The organism is Pseudomonas songnenensis (genome assembly GCF_003696315.1).
Classification (GTDB): domain Bacteria; phylum Pseudomonadota; class Gammaproteobacteria; order Pseudomonadales; family Pseudomonadaceae; genus Stutzerimonas; species Stutzerimonas songnenensis.
In genome coordinates this window covers 107,075-125,854 of sequence record NZ_RFFN01000004.1, presented here as the reverse complement: position 1 = coordinate 125,854, position 18,780 = coordinate 107,075, and the positions used below count along the sequence as shown (strand labels likewise).

Annotated in this window: 13 protein-coding genes; 4 read left to right on the top strand and 9 right to left on the bottom strand. The window is 64.6% G+C overall.

Going from position 1 to position 18,780, the window contains the following annotated elements:
* Positions 1-3: 3 nt before the first annotated feature.
* The 4 genes from EA798_RS12825 to EA798_RS12810 all read right to left on the bottom strand — a co-directional run bounded on the left by EA798_RS12825 (position 4) and on the right by EA798_RS12810 (position 5,129).
* Complete coding sequence (locus EA798_RS12825; RefSeq protein WP_122099202.1) at positions 4-393, bottom strand: GFA family protein; 390 nt, start codon at positions 391-393, stop codon at positions 4-6.
* 117 nt (positions 394-510) lie between these two features.
* On the bottom strand, positions 511-1,215 hold the full coding sequence (locus EA798_RS12820; RefSeq protein WP_122099201.1) for a potassium channel family protein: 705 nt from the start codon (positions 1,213-1,215) through the stop codon (positions 511-513).
* Entirely contained in the window at positions 1,205-2,533 is a 1,329-nt protein-coding gene (locus EA798_RS12815) for a TrkH family potassium uptake protein (protein ID WP_122099200.1), read from the bottom strand. The genes EA798_RS12820 and EA798_RS12815 overlap by 11 nt, the downstream gene beginning before the upstream one ends.
* 130 nt (positions 2,534-2,663) lie before the next feature.
* A complete protein-coding gene (locus EA798_RS12810; protein WP_122099199.1) occupies positions 2,664-5,129 on the bottom strand; it encodes a PAS domain-containing protein in 2,466 nt (821 codons plus the stop codon).
* A 490-nt stretch (positions 5,130-5,619) separates the two neighbouring features.
* Here EA798_RS12810 and EA798_RS12805 point away from each other — a divergent pair, with 490 nt between their 5' ends.
* Positions 5,620-6,294 carry a TIGR04211 family SH3 domain-containing protein gene (locus EA798_RS12805; protein WP_106155051.1) on the top strand — a complete coding sequence of 225 codons (675 nt, stop codon included), beginning with the start codon at positions 5,620-5,622 and terminating at the stop codon, positions 6,292-6,294.
* A 5-nt stretch (positions 6,295-6,299) separates the two neighbouring features.
* Here EA798_RS12805 and EA798_RS12800 read toward each other — a convergent pair whose 3' ends face one another.
* From EA798_RS12800 to EA798_RS12790, 3 genes are all read right to left on the bottom strand, one after another.
* On the bottom strand, positions 6,300-6,611 hold the full coding sequence (locus EA798_RS12800) for a hypothetical protein (RefSeq protein ID WP_122099198.1): 312 nt from the start codon (positions 6,609-6,611) through the stop codon (positions 6,300-6,302).
* Entirely contained in the window at positions 6,608-7,258 is a 651-nt protein-coding gene (locus tag EA798_RS12795; protein ID WP_122099197.1) for an AzlC family ABC transporter permease, read from the bottom strand. Before EA798_RS12795 ends, EA798_RS12800 begins: the two co-directional genes overlap by 4 nt.
* A gap of 163 nt (positions 7,259-7,421) precedes the next feature.
* Complete coding sequence (locus EA798_RS12790) at positions 7,422-8,222, bottom strand: AraC family transcriptional regulator (protein WP_122099196.1); 801 nt, start codon at positions 8,220-8,222, stop codon at positions 7,422-7,424.
* A 193-nt stretch (positions 8,223-8,415) separates the two neighbouring features.
* Between EA798_RS12790 and EA798_RS12785 the strand changes: the two genes are divergently transcribed.
* From EA798_RS12785 to glgP, 3 genes are all read left to right on the top strand, one after another.
* Positions 8,416-11,535 (top strand): transglycosylase domain-containing protein, encoded by a 3,120-nt coding sequence (locus tag EA798_RS12785; RefSeq protein WP_244221274.1) that lies wholly within the window; start codon positions 8,416-8,418, stop codon positions 11,533-11,535.
* Positions 11,536-11,705: 170 nt separating this feature from the next.
* Positions 11,706-12,815 (top strand): endonuclease/exonuclease/phosphatase family protein, encoded by a 1,110-nt coding sequence (locus EA798_RS12780; protein WP_122099194.1) that lies wholly within the window; start codon positions 11,706-11,708, stop codon positions 12,813-12,815.
* 82 nt (positions 12,816-12,897) lie between these two features.
* On the top strand, positions 12,898-15,408 hold the full coding sequence (gene glgP, locus EA798_RS12775) for an alpha-glucan family phosphorylase (protein WP_122099193.1): 2,511 nt from the start codon (positions 12,898-12,900) through the stop codon (positions 15,406-15,408).
* Positions 15,409-15,429: 21 nt separating this feature from the next.
* Here the strand turns inward: glgP and EA798_RS12770 are convergent, their stop codons facing one another.
* Both EA798_RS12770 and EA798_RS12765 read right to left on the bottom strand, forming a co-directional pair.
* Positions 15,430-16,125 carry a response regulator gene (locus EA798_RS12770; protein WP_122099192.1) on the bottom strand — a complete coding sequence of 232 codons (696 nt, stop codon included), beginning with the start codon at positions 16,123-16,125 and terminating at the stop codon, positions 15,430-15,432.
* Positions 16,122-18,779: a sensor histidine kinase gene (locus tag EA798_RS12765; protein WP_122099191.1), complete on the bottom strand. Its 2,658-nt coding sequence runs from the start codon at positions 18,777-18,779 to the stop codon at positions 16,122-16,124. The genes EA798_RS12770 and EA798_RS12765 overlap by 4 nt, the downstream gene beginning before the upstream one ends.
* Position 18,780 lies beyond the last annotated feature (1 nt).

Below are 18,780 nucleotides of genomic sequence, written 5' to 3'. Positions count from 1 at the left end.
AGGTCACTCGAAGCGACTGGAATCGTCGCGGTCGTGGGGGTAGCGCCGGTTGAGCGGAAACTGGGGCAGCCAGGCTTCGCGGCGCACGGTCCAGCATTCGTAGGTCGGCGTCAGTTGGTCGGGTGCATCCAGTGCGCCGAGATGCACCTCGATTTCATCGGCGAGGCGGGAAAAAACCGATGAGCCACAGCGCGGACAGAAATGCCGTCCGGCGTATTCGGCCGTCTCGCCCTCGATGGTTATCGCGTCCTGCGGGAACACCGCAGCGGCGTAGAACAGCGCGCCGTGATGCTTACGACAGTCCAGGCAGTGACAGACGCCGACTCGATAGGGCTGCCCCGCCGTCACGATGCGCACGTTGCCGCACAGGCAGCCACCGGTTAACGAGTTCACCTTGTGTCTCCTCCGTCAGTGCTGAAAGCGCCGCGCAGGGGTAGCGGGCGCACGGCCGTGGCTCGACCGCCCGAGAAGCGTAGTCGCCTCCGGACCGCCGCACTAACGGAGACCAGCTCAGCTTCCCTTGCGCCCCTGGCCGGCGAAACGCTGGATGTCATGGGTCGGCCCCGAGACGATCAGCAGATCGCCGGGCAGCACCTGGGTGCTGGGCGTCGCGTGCTGGAAATCCTGGTTGGCCCGCTTGAGGCCGACGACGGTCACGCCGAACTTCTCGCGCACCCCGGCGGCAGCGAGGGTGCTGTTGTGGATGCGCTCAGGCGCATGGATCTTGGCGATGGCGAAGCCGTCGTCGAACTCGATGAAGTCCATCATCCGCCCGGTGATCAGGTGCGCGACGCGCTCGCCCATGTCAGCCTCGGGATAAACCACATGGTGCGCGCCGATACGCAGCGCTATCTGCCCGTGCTCTGAGGTCAGCGCCTTGACCCAGATGTCTTTGATGCCGAGCTCCGTGAGCGCCATGATGGTCATCAGGCTCGCTGCCATGTCGGACCCAATGCCGACGATGGCGTGGGCGAAATCGGCAACGCCGAGCTGACGCAAGGCCATGACATTGGTGGAATCGGCCTGTACCGCATGTGTCAGCAGATCGGCCCAGGCATGCACGGGCTCGGCGGCCTGATCGATACCCATCACGTCATGGCCAAGGCGCGTCAGTGAGCGCGCCACCGAGCTGCCGAACCGCCCCAGTCCGATGACCACCACACTGTCGCCCTTGGAGAACGAAAATTGCTCTGAAAACAACAATTTAGCCAACAATTGGGTGTTCCTCCGGATAGCGGTAAGGCATGCGGTGCTCGCCCAGCGCGAGCGAGGCGGCCAGGGTGATGGTGCCGACCCGGCCGACGTACATGAGCAACGTCAGCATCAGCTGGCTGGTCTCCGGCAGATCGGCGGTGATACCGGTGGACAGACCGACGGTGCCGAACGCGGAGATGACTTCGAAGATCACCTGATCGGTAGGGATGTCGGTATCGCGCAGGATGACCAGTGTGCCGAGTACGACCATGGCGCTCCCCAGCACCAGCACGGTGATCGCCTGGCGCTGGGCCGAACTGCCGACCCGGCGACCGAATGCCTCGCTATCGGCCCTGCCGCGGATCTCGGCGATCACCAGCAGCGCCAGGATGGCGACGGTTCCGACCTTCACTCCACCGGCAGTACCGGCGCTGCCGCCGCCGATGAACATCAGAAAATAGTGCAACGCCCAGCTTTCATGGGTCAGCGCGCCGATATCGATCGCATTGAAGCCGGCCGTACGCGCCGATACCGAAACGAAGGCCGCCGAAAGAAGCTTGTCGGCCCAGGCCATGGGACCGAGCGTGCCCGGATTGGACCACTCGAACAGCAGCACCGCCATGAAGCCGCCCACCAGCAGCACTGCCGTCCCCGACAGCGTCAGTTTGGTGTGCAGCGACCAGTGACGCGGGTCCGACCACCGCCGGCGCAGATCGTTGAGAACGGGAAAGCCGATGCCGCCGATGATGATGGCGCTCATGACCGGCAGCAGGATGAAGCCATCGGTGGCGTAGCGCACAAGGCCGTCGCCGTGGATGGAGAAACCGGCGTTGTTGAACGCCGATACGGCATGGAACAGGCCGCTCCAGGCGGCCTCGCCCCAGCCAAGGCCGTACGACAGATGCAGGCGCAGGGTCAGCAACAGCATGACCACCAGCTCCATCACCAGCGTGACGACCAGCACCAGTTTCGCCACGCTGCTGATATCACCCAGCCCCAGCACATGGGACTCGGCCTGCGCGACCAGCTTGGCACGCAAGCGGAACGATCGGTTGACCAGCAAGCCCAGCAGCGTCGCCAGGGTCATCATGCCGAAGCCACCGAGCTGGAACAGCGCCATGATCACGACCTGGCCGAAGGTCGACCAGTAGGTGCCCGTATCGACCACCACCAGACCGGTGACGCAGACCGCCGAGACGGCGGTGAAGAAGGCCGCGAGCAACGGGCCGGTCTCGCCACTGGCGTGGGCAATGGGTAATGAGAGCAGCGCTGTGCCACAGAGGATGGCGAACAGAAAAACGAGAGCAACGGTCCTGCCTGGGTGCAGCAATGATTTCATTCGACCCGCGCCAACAGATCCGAGAAATGGAAGCGAACCGGCCGGCGGTCCGCGAACAGGAGCGGGAGGCTATGCCTATTCATTCGTTTGTTCAACCGGCAACCGGGCTGCGAAGTCCTGCTCCAAAGCCCTAGCCCCGCAACAGTTCAAGCACCCGAGCGGCAAGAACGTCGATCGAGAACGGCTTGGTCAGCACCTGCATTCCGACGCCCAGCGAACTGTTGCCCAGCGCCGCGCTTTCCGCATAGCCAGTGATGAACAGCGTCTTCAGCCCGGGACGGACTTCCCGGCCGGCATCGGCCATCTGCCGTCCGTTCATTCCGCCAGGCAGGCCGACATCGGTGATCAGCAGGTCGATGCTCACATCCGACTGCAGCAGTTTCAGGCCGGCGACGCTGTCTGAAGCCTCGATCAGCGTATAGCCCAGGTCCCCGAGCACATCCATCAGCAGCAGGCGCACCGTGGGTTCGTCATCGACGATCAGGATCGTCCCGCAGGAGCCGGTCAGTGCCGCAGCTGCCTGCGCCGGCGCCACAACGCCAATGCCCGTCTCACCCAGATGGCGTGGCAGATAAATGCACATCGACGTGCCTCGGCCGACCTCCGAGCTGATACGCACCTGGCCGCCGGACTGCTTGGCAAAGCCGTAGATCATCGACAGGCCGAGACCGGTGCCCTCTCCGATCGGCTTGGTGGTGAAGAACGGATCGAATGCCTTGGCAATAACACCGGGCGTCATCCCTGTGCCTGTATCGGTGACAGTCAACGACAGGTATTCGCCAGCCGGCAGATCATTTGCATGCGCCGCATCCGGGTCCAGGCACTGGTTGGCCGTCTCGATGGTGATGCGACCACCGTCCGGCATCGCATCGCGAGAGTTGATGCAGAGGTTGAGAATGGCGTTTTCCAGCTGACTGGGGTCCACCGATGCAGGCCACAGATCCGGCACGCTGATGGTTTCCAGCCGAATGCTCGGCCCGACCGTGCGTTGAATCAGCTCGGCCATGCCTTCCACCAGCAGGTTGACGTCGACCGGGCGCGGATCGAGCGTCTGCCGGCGAGAGAATGCGAGCAGGCGGTGGGTCAGCGCCGCAGCGCGCTTTGCCGCGCCCTGAGCCGACAGCATGTACTTGTCGATGTCGTTGAACCGGCCCTGGGCAATCCTCATGCTCATCAATTCAAGCGCACCGCTGATGCCCGCCAGCAGGTTATTGAAGTCGTGCGCCAGGCCGCCGGTCAGCTGGCCGACCGCTTCCATTTTCTGCGACTGGCGCAGCTTCTCCTCGGCCTGGATAAGCTCTGCCGTGCGCTCGGCGACACGTTGCTCCAGCGTCTCGTTGAGCGCGCGCAATGCCGCCGTCGCGCGGTCCCGCTCGGCTTCGATGGAGCGACGGTCCTCCACATCGATCAATACGCCGGGAAAACTCAGCGCGGTGCCGTCCGGGGCGTGGTCGACGCGACCGTTCGCCTCGATCCAGTAGTACCGGCCATCGGCGCGACGGACCCTGTATTGATGGGCGTAAGCACCGCCCCGGGCGATGACTTCGTCGATGGCAGCGATCAGACCTTCCCTGTCCTCGGGATGCACCGTTGCGATGATCTGCTCGAGCTTCAGCCCCTCACGGCCGAGGGTCGGATCGAGACCGAAGGCGCGGGCGAAGCCGTCGTCCACCGTGAACTGGTTGGACGGCAGGTCCCAGTTCCAGGTGCCAATGATCGCGCCGGCGGCCAACGCCAACTGAACGCGCTGGATGTTTTCGCGCGCCAGCGCCTCGCTGATGCGCAGGCGATTTTCCGCGTCGCGGCGCTGGGTGACGTCGTTGAACAGAATGGCGATTCTTCGGTCGGCGGGGTCCCCGACACGAACCGCCCGCACATCGAACCAGCGCTCGAAGGCCAACGCGAAACTCTCGAAGTTCGCCGGCTCGCCGGTTTTGGCAACGTGACCATAGGTGTCGAACCAGAACTGTTCCAGATCCGGCGCGTACTCGGTTACCCACTTGCCCCGCAGGTCCACGCCGGCCTGGCGCTCGAACGCCGGGTTGACCTCGACGAACCGATAATCGACGGGGCGATCATCGGCGTCGAACTTGACCTGCACGATCGCGAAGGCTGCTTCGATGGTTTCCAGAATGGCGCTGAAGCGCTCCTCGCTCTGACGCAGCGCCGCCTCGGCGGCCCGAACGCGCGTCAGATCGAGCATCGCACCGATCATCCGCACCGCCCGACCCTGCGCGGTGCGGATCACATGCCCGCGATCAAGGATGTCCGCGTAGGAGCCATCCACACGCCGAAAACGATACTCGTCGGTCCAGGTGGTGCCGTCGCTGTCGATCACGGCATGAATCGACCGCTGGATGCGCTCACGATCCGCGGGGTGAATATGATCCAGCCACCACTGCCCGGAGCTGTCGACATGCGCAAGCGAATGGCCGTACGCCTGTTCCAGCGCATCGTTCCAAAGCACCCGATCGGCATCGAGGTCCCAATCCCAGACCGCATCACTGGTGACGTTGGTGGCCAGTCGATAACGAACCTGGGTGTCTTCCGTGGAGCGGTCAACCAGCGCTGCGCGCAGGCGCACCACCTCCGCCATCAGCTCCTCTCGAGTAAGGTTTTCCAGAGCCGCTTCCCTCTTCCGACGTTTTGAGTAGGAGTGGACCCATACCCTTGACGTAATGTGCCGGCAATCAGAGCAGAATTGTCGAGATTTTGCACTTGCGCCAGCGCCAGCCGAGGCACAGCGGGTTGCCTCGGGCCTGCAAGCCAGACACCGGTTGCCTAGCACATGCTGCCTGCCTCACAGCTTTTCGCCGCGTCACGGTGGGCATCGCTTGCCAGCGATGAGCCCCTGTTGTCACGCGCAGCCCACCCTGAACTTTCCCCCGGCAAGACTGTCAGTCAGCTGATGCGCCGCTATGGAGCGCCATGCTTTTCGTGCCGTTTGCACGCTGGGCTCGTCGTTGCGGCCAGCGGGTTCGCCCGCCCGTACCCGCCGTCGGGTATCCGCCAATCATCCACCGGATACCGCCGACCCACCGCCCTCACCCATGGGCTTATCGTTCTTCCAATAACGCGAACTTTTCATGTCCATATCTCTTCATCTTTCTGCCTTGCTCTCCCGTCTCGCTCGTTCCAGGTCGCGCCAGCTCATCGGCGCCGGCGTGTTTGGCGCCTTGCTCATGGCAGGCCCGGTAAATGCTCAGGAACCCTCCAGCAACACCCGCTGGGTCAGCGACAGCCTGAATACCTTCGTGCGCAGCGGCCCTACCGATGGCTACCGCATCGTCGGCACCTTGACCTCGGGACAGAAGGTCGAGTTGATCAGCACCCAGGGCGATTACAGCCAGGTACGCTCGGAATCCGGCAGCAACGTCTGGATTCCCAGCAAGGAACTGCAGGAAGTACCCGGCCAGGCCGAACGCCTGCCGCAGCTCGAACAGCAGGTCGCCGAACTGAGTGAAGAACTCAAGACTATCGACGACAGCTGGAAGGTACGCGTGCAAGGGATGCAGGAAACCCTGGATTCGCGCAAAGCGCTGATCGACGAGCTGGACGCGCGCCGCGTCGCCCTCGAAACCGAACTGACCGAAGCCCGCTCGGAGCTGCGCGCCACCCAGGCGCGCCTGGGCGACGAGAACAAGCAAGTGCTGATGCAATACATGGTCTACGGCGGCAGCATCGCCGGCGCCGGGCTGCTGGTGGGCCTGATCCTGCCAACGCTGACCCGTGGTCGCAAACGCAACGATCGCTGGTTCTGAGACGCTCAGGGCAGGTAGCTACCCAGCAGATAGTAGATGGCAGCCGCCAGCAGCGTGCTGCCCATCAACCCGATGCGACCCTTCAAGGCCAGCACCGCGACGATCATCAGCGCCAGCCCGCCCGCCAGGGGTGAGCGGCCGATCTCGCTGTAGACGACATAAACGGCGAGATTGATGAAAACCGCCATCGGCATCACCTGCCCGACCAGGTGCAGCCCCCGTTCGCTCAACGATAGGCGAACGAAGGCGGGCACGATGCGCACCAGCACGCTGGTAGTGGAAAGCGCCGCAAGGGCGGCCAGGGCTGCATCGTTCATGGCCGGCTCCTGCCCAGCAGCCAGGTCGCCAGCAGCACACCGGGGACCCAGAAATACACCGGCCCGAGCAGCAGAATCAGCCCGCCTGCCCCTGCTGCAACGAACGCGATTCGCATCAATGCAACCTGCCGATCGTGCTGCAATGAACCGATCCGGCTCCTGAGCTGCGACACCGCCAGGTACAGCAACACTGCACTCGCCGGGAAGGCGAGATTCAGATCGTCGCCGAGCCAGGCTGCAGGTAGCGCTTGGCTCAGCCACGCGCCCAGCACGCCGGTCAGCACCCAGGCGAGGAAAATCATCAGGCGCACGCGCAGCACCACGCCGGGCCCATCGTCGTCGCGCTCGCTGGCGTACGCCTCGTCGCCGAGCATGTGCGCGCAGCAGGCGCGATCCAGCGCTCGTTCCGGCAGGCGGTCTACCGTGGTGAGCGCCATGGGCACGTAGCGGCTGTTGATCGAGGCCGTGACCAGCAGGAGGGTGAGAAAGCCTGCACCGCCCTCGCTGAGCGGCAAAGCGGCAAACTGACCACTGCCGGTAAAGCCGAGCAAACCCACCAGCAGCACCTCCCACCACGACCAATCGGAACGCGCCGCCAATATGCCGAACAGCATGCCCACCGGCATGACCGAAAGCGCGGCCGGCATTGCACGTCTATAGGCAGCCAGACTCGCCGCACGGCGCCCCTGCAGTCGATCGAAATCCTCAATTGCCCCTGTCACACCTGAAACCCCGCTGCACAAGCCTGTTTCGTCCAGTCTCGGCCGCGCCGCGTGGAAGCGTCTTGCACGATCGTGCAGGCGATGTGGCTCAGGGTTGGCGGATCAGCCGCAGCCAATGCCCGGGCGACAGGCCGTAGGCCTGTTTGAACTGGCGGCTCATGTGGCTCTGATCGTTGAAACCGGCGATCAGCGCCGCCTCGCTGGGCGAGATTGCTCCTAGCAGCAGGCGGCGGACCAGATCGAGCCGACGCAGCGTCAGATAGCGATAGGGGCTGGTGCCGAACAGTGCCCGAAAGTCCCGTGACAGGCTCCAGCGATCGCGGCCTGAGATACGCTCCAGCTCAGCGAGACTGATGGGCTGCGTCAGTAAGTCGTGGATGTAATCCCGGGCCCGCTCGGCCGCGCGGAAATCGACGCTGCGTCGCCGGCCCTTTGTCCCGGCGATCGCAGCCATTACCTGAGCGAGATCGTATAGCGCGTCCTGCTCCTCCAGCACCTCGAGTGGCCTGTCCAGACACTGCAGCAGGCTACCTACGGCTCGTTGCAGGCGCGGATCGCGGGATACGCCTTCGTCAATGAAAGGCAGCGGCTGGCCGCCCAGCGGGCCCTGCAACAAGGCGGGCTCGATGTAGACGATGCGGTAGCGGAACCCTGCCTCGTTGCCGGCCTCGCCGTCGTGCAGCTCGTCCGGATGCAGCACGAAAGTGTCGCCCGGCAGGCTGTGGCGCGCGCACTTGCGGTAGTTGAAACGATGCAGGCCCGCCAGCGTACAGCCGATGGCATAGGTGTCGTGGCGGTGAGGGGCGAATCCGTAACCGGCGAAATAGGCCTCCAGCCGCTCGAGCCGCCCCGGTTCGTACGGGCGCCTGACCCAATCCTTGTCGCTCATGTGCGTTGCGCCATCGTCCGGCGTCCATCGGTTCGTTGCTGACCCGCGCTACGGTAGCGAGCGATGGCAATGGCAGGCAACCACAGCCCGAGCAATCGCATTCTTGAGCCGTTCCGTTCGTCAAACGGGCATCGCTTAAGCCTTGCGCGCCGACTATGCTTGTCGCAGAGAACTGCTAGGAAGCCAGGCACACATGGGCGCAGTATGGCGGTCCGACAAGACATCCCAGGATGGGCGTAACAAGCGCGCCCCCACCCCTAAACCATCCCGCAAAACAGCTAAAGGTCGCCGCAAGGTGGCGCGCCGGTTGGCGCTGCTTGTCGGCGTTTCACTGCTCGCTGGCGGCGGTTACCTTGGCTGGCAGGAGCTGGAAAGCTCCCGGTGGCAATCCCATTGGTTAAGTCGCTATGCGGCTGACCTGGATTACACCGTCATGCCGGGGCCGAGCCCGCGCATCCAGTTTCCCGAAGACGGCCCGTTCGATCGCCGGCTAGGTTACGTGGACCTGCCGCGCTTCATCGAGCAGCTGTCGCAGCGCAACTTCCGCGTCGAGGAACAGGCGCGCTTTTCGCGAGCGTTGCTGGATTACACAAGCCGTGGATTTTTCCCGCCCTACCCTGAAGAGTCCAAGGCCGGGCTGACGATCAATGATTGCCGCGGTGCACCGCTGTACACCAACAGCTACCCGCGGCAGTACTACGAGCGCTTCGAGGACATCCCGCCGCTGGTGGTGATGAGCCTGTTGTTCATCGAGGACCGCGGGCTGCTGGATACCGACCGCCCCAACGCCAACCCGGCGGTGGACTGGCCGCGTTTTACCAAGGCGGCGATCAGCCAGCTGGAAAAACGTCTCGGCCTGGGCGGCCAGGCGGCTGGCGGCAGCACCCTGGCCACGCAGGTGGAAAAATACCGGCACTCCCCGGAAGGTCGCACCGGCGACCCGCAGGAGAAGATCCGGCAGATGGTTTCCGCCAGTGTGCGTACCTACCGTGAAGGCCCTCAGACGCTTGCCACGCGCCAGCGCATCGTGCGCGATTATCTCAACAGCGTGCCACTGTCGGCCGCGCCGGGGCATGGCGAAGTGCACGGCATTGCCGACGGCCTGCGCCTGTGGTTCGGCGCCGATTTCCGCGAGTTCAATCGCCTGCTCGATCCACGCAGCGGCGATGATGTCGACCCGCAGGCCCGAGGCCTGGCGCTGCGTCAGGTGCTGTCCCTGCTGATCGCCCAGCGGCGGCCGTCCTACTACCTGGGCGCCGGCCGCGAGGAAATGGCAGCGCTGACCGACAGCCACATCCGCCTGTTGGCCAACGGCGGCATCATCGATGCGAACCTGCGCGATGCAGCGCTGAATCAACGTATCGTCGCGCGCAGCCCGAATCGCGATTCGGCGATTCAAACCGTGGACGCCACCAAGGGCATCACCGTGGCACGCATGCGCCTGGCCGGGTTGCTGGGCCTGCCGCTATACGACCTGGACCGGCTGGATCTGACCGCCAGCACCCCGCTGCAGGGCGATCTGCAGGCGCAGATCAGCGAATACCTGGTGCGTCTGGCCGATCCCGCATTTGCCGAAACGGTGGGGCTGTTCGGCGACCGCATGCTGTCGCCGGAGAAAACCGCCGATGTGCGCTACAGCTTTACGCTGTTCGAGCGTGGCGAAGAAGGCTTCCGCGTGCGCGTGCAGACCGACAACACCAACCAGCCATTCGACATCAACGAGGGCAGCAAGCTGGAGCTGGGCTCGACCGCCAAGTTGCGCGTGCTGACGACCTACCTTGAAGTCATCGCCGAGCTGCATCAGCGCTACTCGGACCTCACCCCGGCCGAGCTGCGCAAGATCGACGCCAAGGCCAACCTCAGCCGCTGGGCCATCGATTACCTGGCCACGCACAGCGACCGCAGCCTGGATCGGATGCTCGACGCGGCGCTGGAGCGCCGCTATTCGGCCAGCCCTGCCGAACGCTTCTTCACCGGCGCCGGCATGCACCGTTTCGGCAACTTCCGCCGCGAGGACGATGGTCGCATTCCCACGGTGCGCGAGTCCCTGCGCGAGTCGATCAACCTGCCGTTCGTGCGCCTGATGCGTGACCTGGTCAGCTACAGCACCCATGAAACCATCAACAGTGCCGAATTGCTGAACGATGACAAGGACCCGCGTCGCCAGGAATACCTGACCCGCTTCGCCGACCGTGAGGGATCGGTGTTCCTGCAGCGCTTCTGGAAGAAGTATCGCAACAAGACAGCCGAGCAGCGCATCGAGACCTTCCTGCAGGGCATGCGGCCGACGCCGGTACGCCTGGCCGCGGTGCACCGCTATCTGATGCCCGATGCCGAGCGGCCGGTGTTCGATCGCTTCCTAAAACAACATCTGCCAGACACCGACCTGAACGAGAAGCAGCTGGATGCGCTTTACACGCGCTACGGCCCTGGCGCCTACAGCTTGCCCGATCAGGCCTACATCGCCCGCACGCACCCGCTGGACCTCTGGCTGCTGGGCTACCTGATCGCCAACCCGCAGGCGACGCTGTCCGAAGTGGTTGCCGATAGCCGCGCCGAACGCCAGGAAGTCTATGGCTGGCTGTTCCGCAGCCGGCACAAGAGCGCGCGTGACAGCCGGATTCGCATCATGCTGGAGGTCGAGGCCTTCACCGACATTCACCGGCGCTGGCAACGGCTGGGCTATCCGTTCGACAACTTGGTGCCTTCGCTTGCCACGGCCCTGGGCAGCTCCGGTGATCGGCCGGCCGCGCTGGCCGAGCTGATGGGCATCATCCTCAACGACGGTATCCGCCTGCCCAGCGTGCGCATCGACAACCTGCACTTCGCCGAAGGCACCCCCTACGAGACGCGCATGGGCTTTGTCGCGGGCGACGGCAAGCGGGTGATGCCGGTCGAGGTCGCGCGCGCGCTGCAGGATGCGCTGGCCAATGTGGTCGAAGGTGGCACGGCGCGACGCCTGCAGGGCAGCTTCGTGCAGGAGGACGGCAGCGCCTTGCGTGTAGGCGGCAAGACCGGCACGGGCGACAACCGCATCCAGAGCGTCGGTTCCGGGGGACGGCTGATCAGCTCGCTGGCACTGAACCGCACGGCGACGTTCGTCTTCTATCTCGGGCCCCGTCACTTCGGCACATTGACGGCCTATGTGCCAGGGCGCGGCGCCGACAGCTTCCGGTTCACCTCGGCGCTGCCGGTGCAGACGCTCAAGGGCATGGCACCGATCCTGCTGCCTTATCTGCAGGGCCAGAACACCCTCTGTCAGCCGGAGCACCTGCCGGCACTGACCAGCGGCATGCTGTCTGCCGACAAGTGACTCCGCAACGGCGATGCGGCTGGCCACCTGGCCAGTCGCTCGCCGCACCCAGCCTGACGTGAACATGATCATCCGCTTTCCTTTGAGCAGCTTTGCCTGTTTGCCTGTCGAATGCCTCGGTCCTTGCTCCATCCGCAGCGCAAGGGCATCTGCCGAACCGATCGGCCGCCATGGGAAACGTCATGCTCGAAGGGATATTGCTGGTCACTACAGGATTCTTTGTGCTCGTCACGCTCCTGCCGCTGTGGCGGCATCGCGCCTGGTGGGTGCGCGTCTGGGAGTTTCCACGACTGCAGCTCGGCACGCTGCTGATCGCCCTGCTGATCGCACAAGCGGGGCTGCTCGACTACCGTCAGGCCTGGCCCTTTCTGCTTTCGGCCCTGACGGCAGCCTGCCTGGCCTATCAGCTCTGGTGGATCGCGCCCTACACCCGCTTCTGGCGCAACGAAGTGCTGCGCGCCGCACCCGATGCGCCGGGCCCACGCATTCGGGTGATGGCCTCCAACGTGCTGGGGCCGAACAGAACGTCCGATCGCCTGTTGGCGCTGGTCCGCGAGTACCGCCCCGATGTCCTGGTGACGCTCGAGACCGACCAGTGGTGGGAAACACAGCTCGATCAGCTGGCCGCTGAATATCCGCACAGCATCCGCTGTCCGCAGGACAACCTCTACGGCATGCACGTCTACTCGCGCCTGCCATTGGAGGAGCCGGAGCTGTGTTTTCTGGTCGAAGACGACGTGCCGTCGATGCATGCCCGGGTTCGCGTCAGCGACGAGCTCGCAGTGCGCATGCACTTCCTGCACCCTGCGCCGCCCAGCCCGACCGAGAACGAGGAATCCACCGAGCGTGATGTCGAGCTGCTGGTCGTTGCCCGAAGCGTTCAGGGCAATGCTGACCCGATCATCGTCACCGGTGACCTCAACGATGTGGCCTGGGCGCCAACCACCCGGCTGTTTCGCAAGATCAGTGGCCTGCTCGATCCGCGGGTCGGCCGCGGCATGTACAACACCTTCCATGCCCATCACTGGTTCCTGCGCTGGCCACTGGACCATTTCTTCCACAGCGCGCATTTTCGCTTCATCCGCCTGCTGCGCCTGCCGGATATCGGCTCCGACCACTTCCCGGTATTCATCGAACTGCAGTACGACCCCAAGCACACTCGGCAGCAACACGGCCTCGAAGCCGACCGCGGGGACCAACAGCAGGCCGAGCAAACCATCGACGAGGAACCCGTAACCCCGAGCGATGTACCGCAACCGGATACCGAGCCGCGGCGCTGAGCCGCGCAGCCCGGGCCAGCCGCAACAGGGAACGCTATGCTGGACGGCATGGCTTTTCCCGGTTCTGCAAAGAGAGACTGCATTGACTCCCGCCACCGAACGCCCCGCCATCACACCGGAAACCCTGCGTCGGCTCGCCTTCGACCAGTCCATCCGCTGGACCAGCCAGAACGATGACCTCTGGCAGCTGATCGATAACGACCTGTGGCAGCTGACGCGCAACCCCAGCCTGATTCTCAGCACGGTGCCGGAGCAGAGACTGGAGGCCCTGCTGCAACGCGCTGAATGCCATCGCTTGGTGGAGGGCATCGTCGAGGCGCAGCAGGCACGCCTGGAACGGCCGACATGGTTCGCCAGCCAGCATTACGGCGAAACGCTCGCGCGGGTCGCCTATTTCTCCATGGAGTACATGCTCAGCGAAGCGCTGCCGATCTATTCCGGTGGGCTCGGCAATGTCGCTGGCGACCAGCTCAAGGCGGCCGGTGATCTCGGTGTTCCGGTTACCGCGGTGGGCATGCTCTGGCAGCACGGCTATTTCCGCCAGAGCATCGGACCGGACGGCCACCAGCAGGCCCTGTACCCGGTCAACGACACACGACAGATGCCCATCGAACCGCTGCTCGATGCAGACGGCGCCCCGCTGCGGTTGGCCGTTCAGCTCCCCGGCCTGCAGATCTGGCTGCGCGGCTGGCAGGCAACGGTCGGCCTCAACCGCCTGCTGTTGCTGGACACCAACGATCCGGCAAACCCACCCATAGCACGACTGATCGCCAGCGAACTCTACGGCGGTGACAACGAAATGCGCCTGCGTCAGGAACTGGTTCTGGGCATCGGCGGCTGGCGTTTGCTCGAGGCCGCAGGGCTGCGTCCTGATGTGCTTCACCTGAACGACGGTCACGCCGCGTTTGCGGTGCTGGAGCGCGCGCGCAGCCATATGGCCCGAGAGCGTGTCTCCTTCTCCGTCGCGCTCAACGCAACGCGCGCCGGCAATCTGTTTACGACCCACACCCCTGTCGAAGCCGGTTTCGATCGTTTTCCGCCGGAGCTGGTGAGCAAATACCTGGAGCGCTATGCCGAGTACGAACTGGGCATTTCCCTGCAGGCATTGCTGGCGATGGGGCGCAAACAGCCGCAAGACCCGCACGAGCCATTCAACATGGCCTACCTGGCCACGCGCGGTGCCGGCGCGGTCAACGCCGTCAGTCAGCTGCATGGCCGCACCAGCCGCTACATCTTTCGCGAGCTGTACCCGCGCTGGCCGGTCGAATCCGTACCTGTCGGCCATGTCACCAACGGCATCCACCTGCCGACCTGGGTTTCACCGGACGCCGAAGCGCACTGGTATGAATTGCACGGTGACGAGATTCCCTGGCGCGGCACCGGTGAATCCTCGGTGGACGAACTGCTTGCCCAGGTCGACGACCGCTGGCTGTGGCAGATCCGCCAGCATGCGCGCAACGAACTGCTCGGTTTCGTGCGCAGCCATCTGGCCCGCAGCCTCGCGGTGCACGGTGCGTCGCCAGCGGAAATCGAAGTCGCCGGCTCGCGCCTGCATCCCGAGCGTTTGACGCTGGGTTTCGCCCGGCGCTTCGCCAGCTACAAGCGCCCCAACCTGCTGCTGCAGGACCCGGAGCGACTGGCAGCCATCCTCACCCATCCCGCTTATCCGGTGCAGCTGCTGGTGGCTGGCAAGGCTCACCCTGCCGACCGCGCCGGACAAGCGCTGCTCAGCGAATGGCAACGGTTCGCCGCCAGAGCCGATATCGCCGGGCGCGTGGTATTTCTCGAGGATTACGACATGCGTATTGCCCGGCATATGGTGCAAGGCGTCGATGTCTGGCTGAACACACCGCGCCGCCCCTGGGAAGCCAGCGGTACCAGTGGCATGAAGGTCCTGGCTAACGGCGGGCTGAACCTCTCGCAGCTCGACGGCTGGTGGGCTGAAGCCTATGCCGCCGATCTCGGCTGGGCCGTCGGCGATGGCCTGGAGCATGAACCCGAACATGATGCGGCTGACGCCGAACAGCTTTATCGGCTGCTCGAAGAGCAGGTGGTGCCCTGCTTCTACAGGCGTGATGAGCAACATATCCCGACCGCCTGGGTAAAACGCATGCGCCGCAGCATGAGCGAGCTGGTAGAGCGCTTTTCCGCCGATCGCACAGTGCGCGAGTACACCGAGCGTTATTACCTGCCGCTGGCCAGTGCCTACCGACAACGCTGCGCGGACGGCTCTGCGCTGGCCATACACACGTCGCGCCGAATCACCAGCCTGCGCAGCTATTGGCACGAGCTGGCCTTCGAGCAGATTGAATGGCAGGCCGAGGGCGACACCTACCGCATCGGCGCCCGTCTGCACCTCGGCCGAATCGAACCAGAGCAGATTGCCGTGCAGCTGCTCGCCGAATCACGAGGGAACGAGCCAGCTACCGTCCACACGCTGAAACTTCAGCACCACGAAGGCGCCTACGCCAGCTTCCGGACCGAGCTGAGCACCCGACGCCCTGTAGCCGACTACACGGCACGGGTGGTCCCCAGCCCCGAGCTGGGCCTCGCCGTGCCGCTGGAGCTGCCGCTCATTCTCTGGCAGCGATGAGGTACTGCTCAGGTGCGCGCGTCATGCGTTCGAGACCAGGCGATACCCGACCCCGGGCTCGGTCACGATAAAGCGCGGCGCAGCCGGATCATCGCCAAGCTTGCGCCGCAGGTGCCCGATAACGACACGCAGATAGTGACTGTCGCCTCCGTGGGACGGCCCCCATATTTCCTTCAATAAATGCTGCTGTGTCACCACCCGACCAGCGTGACGGGCCAGCTCCGCTAGCACCGCATACTCCTTGCGCGTCAGGCTCACGGCCTGGTCGTCCAGGCTGACCCGTCTGAACGCGAAGTCTATGCACAGGGCGCCTGCAATCACCTGGGCTGCCGTGCTCGCAGGAACCGTGGATTGACGCAACAGCCCACGCACCCGGGCGAGAAATTCCTGAATACCGAATGGCTTGGTGACGTAGTCATTTGCGCCAGCATCGAGTGCCCTGACCTTTTCCGCCTCACTGGAGCGTACCGACAACACAATCACCGGTACCTGGCTCCAACCGCGCAGCTCGCTCAACACGACCTGGCCGTCCATGTCAGGCAGGCCAAGGTCCAGCACCACCAGATCCGGCCGCTCGAGCGCCGCACGGGTCAGACCATCACGGCCATCGACGCCCTCGACCACCCGATAGCCTTGCGAGGCAAGGCTGATACGAAGGAATTTCCGGATCTGCGGCTCATCGTCGATGATCAGAACACTTGCCGATTCGCCACTCACGAAAGACCTTCCTCCATTTCCGGCTGCGGCGATAGCGGCAGTTCCAGGATCACGCTTGCGCCTCGATCATTGAGCCCATCATCAACCAGTACGCGCCCGCCATGAGCGCCGATCATGCCTTGGCAGATGGCGAGGCCCAGCCCGGTGCCCGGACCGCCCCGATCGCCCCGTGCAGCCGTGTAGAACATGTCGAAGATCTTCTCTCGCTCCGCTTCGGGAATGCCGGGCCCCTCGTCCCTGACGATGAAACGCAACCTGTTGCTGTCCGCTGCAATTTCCACTTCCACGCACCCGCCCGGCGAGGAAAAGCGCGCAGCGTTCTCCAGTACGTTGATCAGCGCCTGCTCGATCAGCGCCGCGTGGACATAAAGCAGCGGCAGCCGATCGGGAATCCGCACTGTGACCTGGAGCCCAGCCAGGACCCGCTGCAGGCGTTGCAGGGCACTGGCGACAATGTCGGCCGGCGTCACCCAGTCGCGGATCAGCTTGAGCCCGCCATGCCCCAGACGTGTCATGTCCAGCAGGTTCTGGATATAACGATCCAGCCGCTCCGCTTCGTCCCGTGTGGTTTCCAGAAGTTCCTTCCGGTCGGTCTCACTCATGCCCGACCCCAGACTGGCCAGGCAGTCGATGGACCCGCGCATGGCGGTCAGTGGTGTGCGCAGATCGTGCGAGACGGAAGCCAGCAAGGCGCTGCGCAGCTCCTCGTTCTGGCCATGCAGGCGGGCCGCTTCCAGTTCATCGGCAAGCGTCGCACGGCCCAGCGCCTGGGCTAGCGGCTGGGCCAGGGCGGTTATCAGCCGACGTTTGGGCGGCGGCAGCTGCGTCCCGGCTAGCGGCTGAATGCCCAGCAAGCCCAGCGATTGCCCATCTCCGCTGAGCGGCAGCCACCACCACTGTCCGCCAGGCAAGGTATCGGTCCCCTGCCCCGCGGGCTGCCCGTGTTTCCAGGCCCACTCGGCCGCCGCCAGCGCCTGGTCGTTCAGATCAGGCAGAGCACCGCCCTTGAACGACCACTCGGCCTTCTTCGTCCGCATAGCCACCACAGCCTCGATATCCGGCAACAACTGCAGCTGGTGAACCGCAACGGCGCAGACCGCCTGTACATCCGTCGCAGCGCTGAGCCGCCGGGAAAGGTCGAGCAGCGCCGTGGTCTGCGCCTGAGCCTGCCGCAGGGACTGCAGCTGACGGCGCTGGCGACTGGCGAGATTGCCGGCCAGGACTGCCATCAACAGGAAGAACAACAGCGTCAGCACATCTTCCTGGCGCGCCACGATAAAGGTGAAGGTCGGCGGGATGAACAGAAAGTCGTAGAACAGAAACGACAATCCCGCGCAGGCCAGCGCCGGGCCGAGGCTACTGCGCACGGCCACGACCAGTACCGCTGCGAGAAAGACCAGAGAGATGTTGGGTAGCGCGAGGTAGCGCGACAGCACCAGCGCGGCGCCGGTCGCCACCAGGGTCGCCAACAGCGCCAGCAGGTAGGTGCGCCAGTCCGCTGCCCGCCTCGCCTCGCCGACCCTGCGCGAGGGCGTGCGCTGCTGGTCGAGAATACTGACTTCCAGCCCCTGACCTGCCGCGATGAGCTGCTCGGCGACCGAACGCATGAACAAGCGTTTCAGGCCCCGTCGTGCTCCGCTACGTCCGACCAGCAGCAACGTAGCGCGGCGCTCGTAGGCGTGGTCGATCAGTGTTCGCGCTACCCGTTCCCCGCGCAGCTCCACCACCTCACCGCCCAGCCGCTCTGCCAGCTGCTGAGCCGCTTGCAGATGAGCGAGCTCTGTCTCGCCACGATTCGCACCGGTGTTCACATACACGACCGACCACGGCAGGTGCCTGCGCTCCGCAACGCGTGCGGCATGCCGTACCAGTCCTTCGGCTGCATCGTTACCGTGGATACCGACCAGCAGGCGACCACGAACGGCCGGCGCCGACTGCCCCTGCAAGCGGTAACGCCGGTTCAGCTCGGCATCGACCCGCGCGGCGGCAGTCTGCATCGCCAGCTCACGCAAGGCTGTCAGGTTGGTCTGCGTGAAGAATGCATCAATGGCCGCCCTGGCCTGATCGGGCACGTAAACCTTGCCTTCGCGCAAGCGTTCCAGCAGCTCGCGCGGCGGCAGGTCGATCAGCAGGATGTCGTCCGCTTCCTGCAGGATCCAGTCCGGGACGGTTTCCCGGACCTGTATGCCGGTGATCGCACGGACCTGATCGTTCAGGCTTTCCAGATGCTGGACATTGACCGTGGTGTAGACGTCGATGCCTGCTTCGAGCAGTTCCAGCACGTCCTGCCAACGTTTGCTGTGGCGACTGCCAGGCGCGTTGCTATGGGCCAGTTCATCCACCAGCACCACACGCGGCCGCGCCGCCAGCAGCCCGTCGAGGTCCATCTCGGCCAGGGTGATGCCGCGATACTCACTGCGGATCAGCGGCTGCTCGGGCAGGCCAACGAGCATCGCTTCGGTTTCAGCCCTGCCGTGGGTTTCGACCACACCCACACGCAGGTCACACCCAAGCCGCTTCTGGCGCTGTGCGGCCTGCAGCATCGCATAGGTCTTGCCGACCCCGGGTGCGGCTCCGAGGAAAACCTTGAGACGCCCGCGGCCTTCCCTTGGTACATCGTCGAGCAGCGCATCCGCGCGCAGGGCATCGCTCATT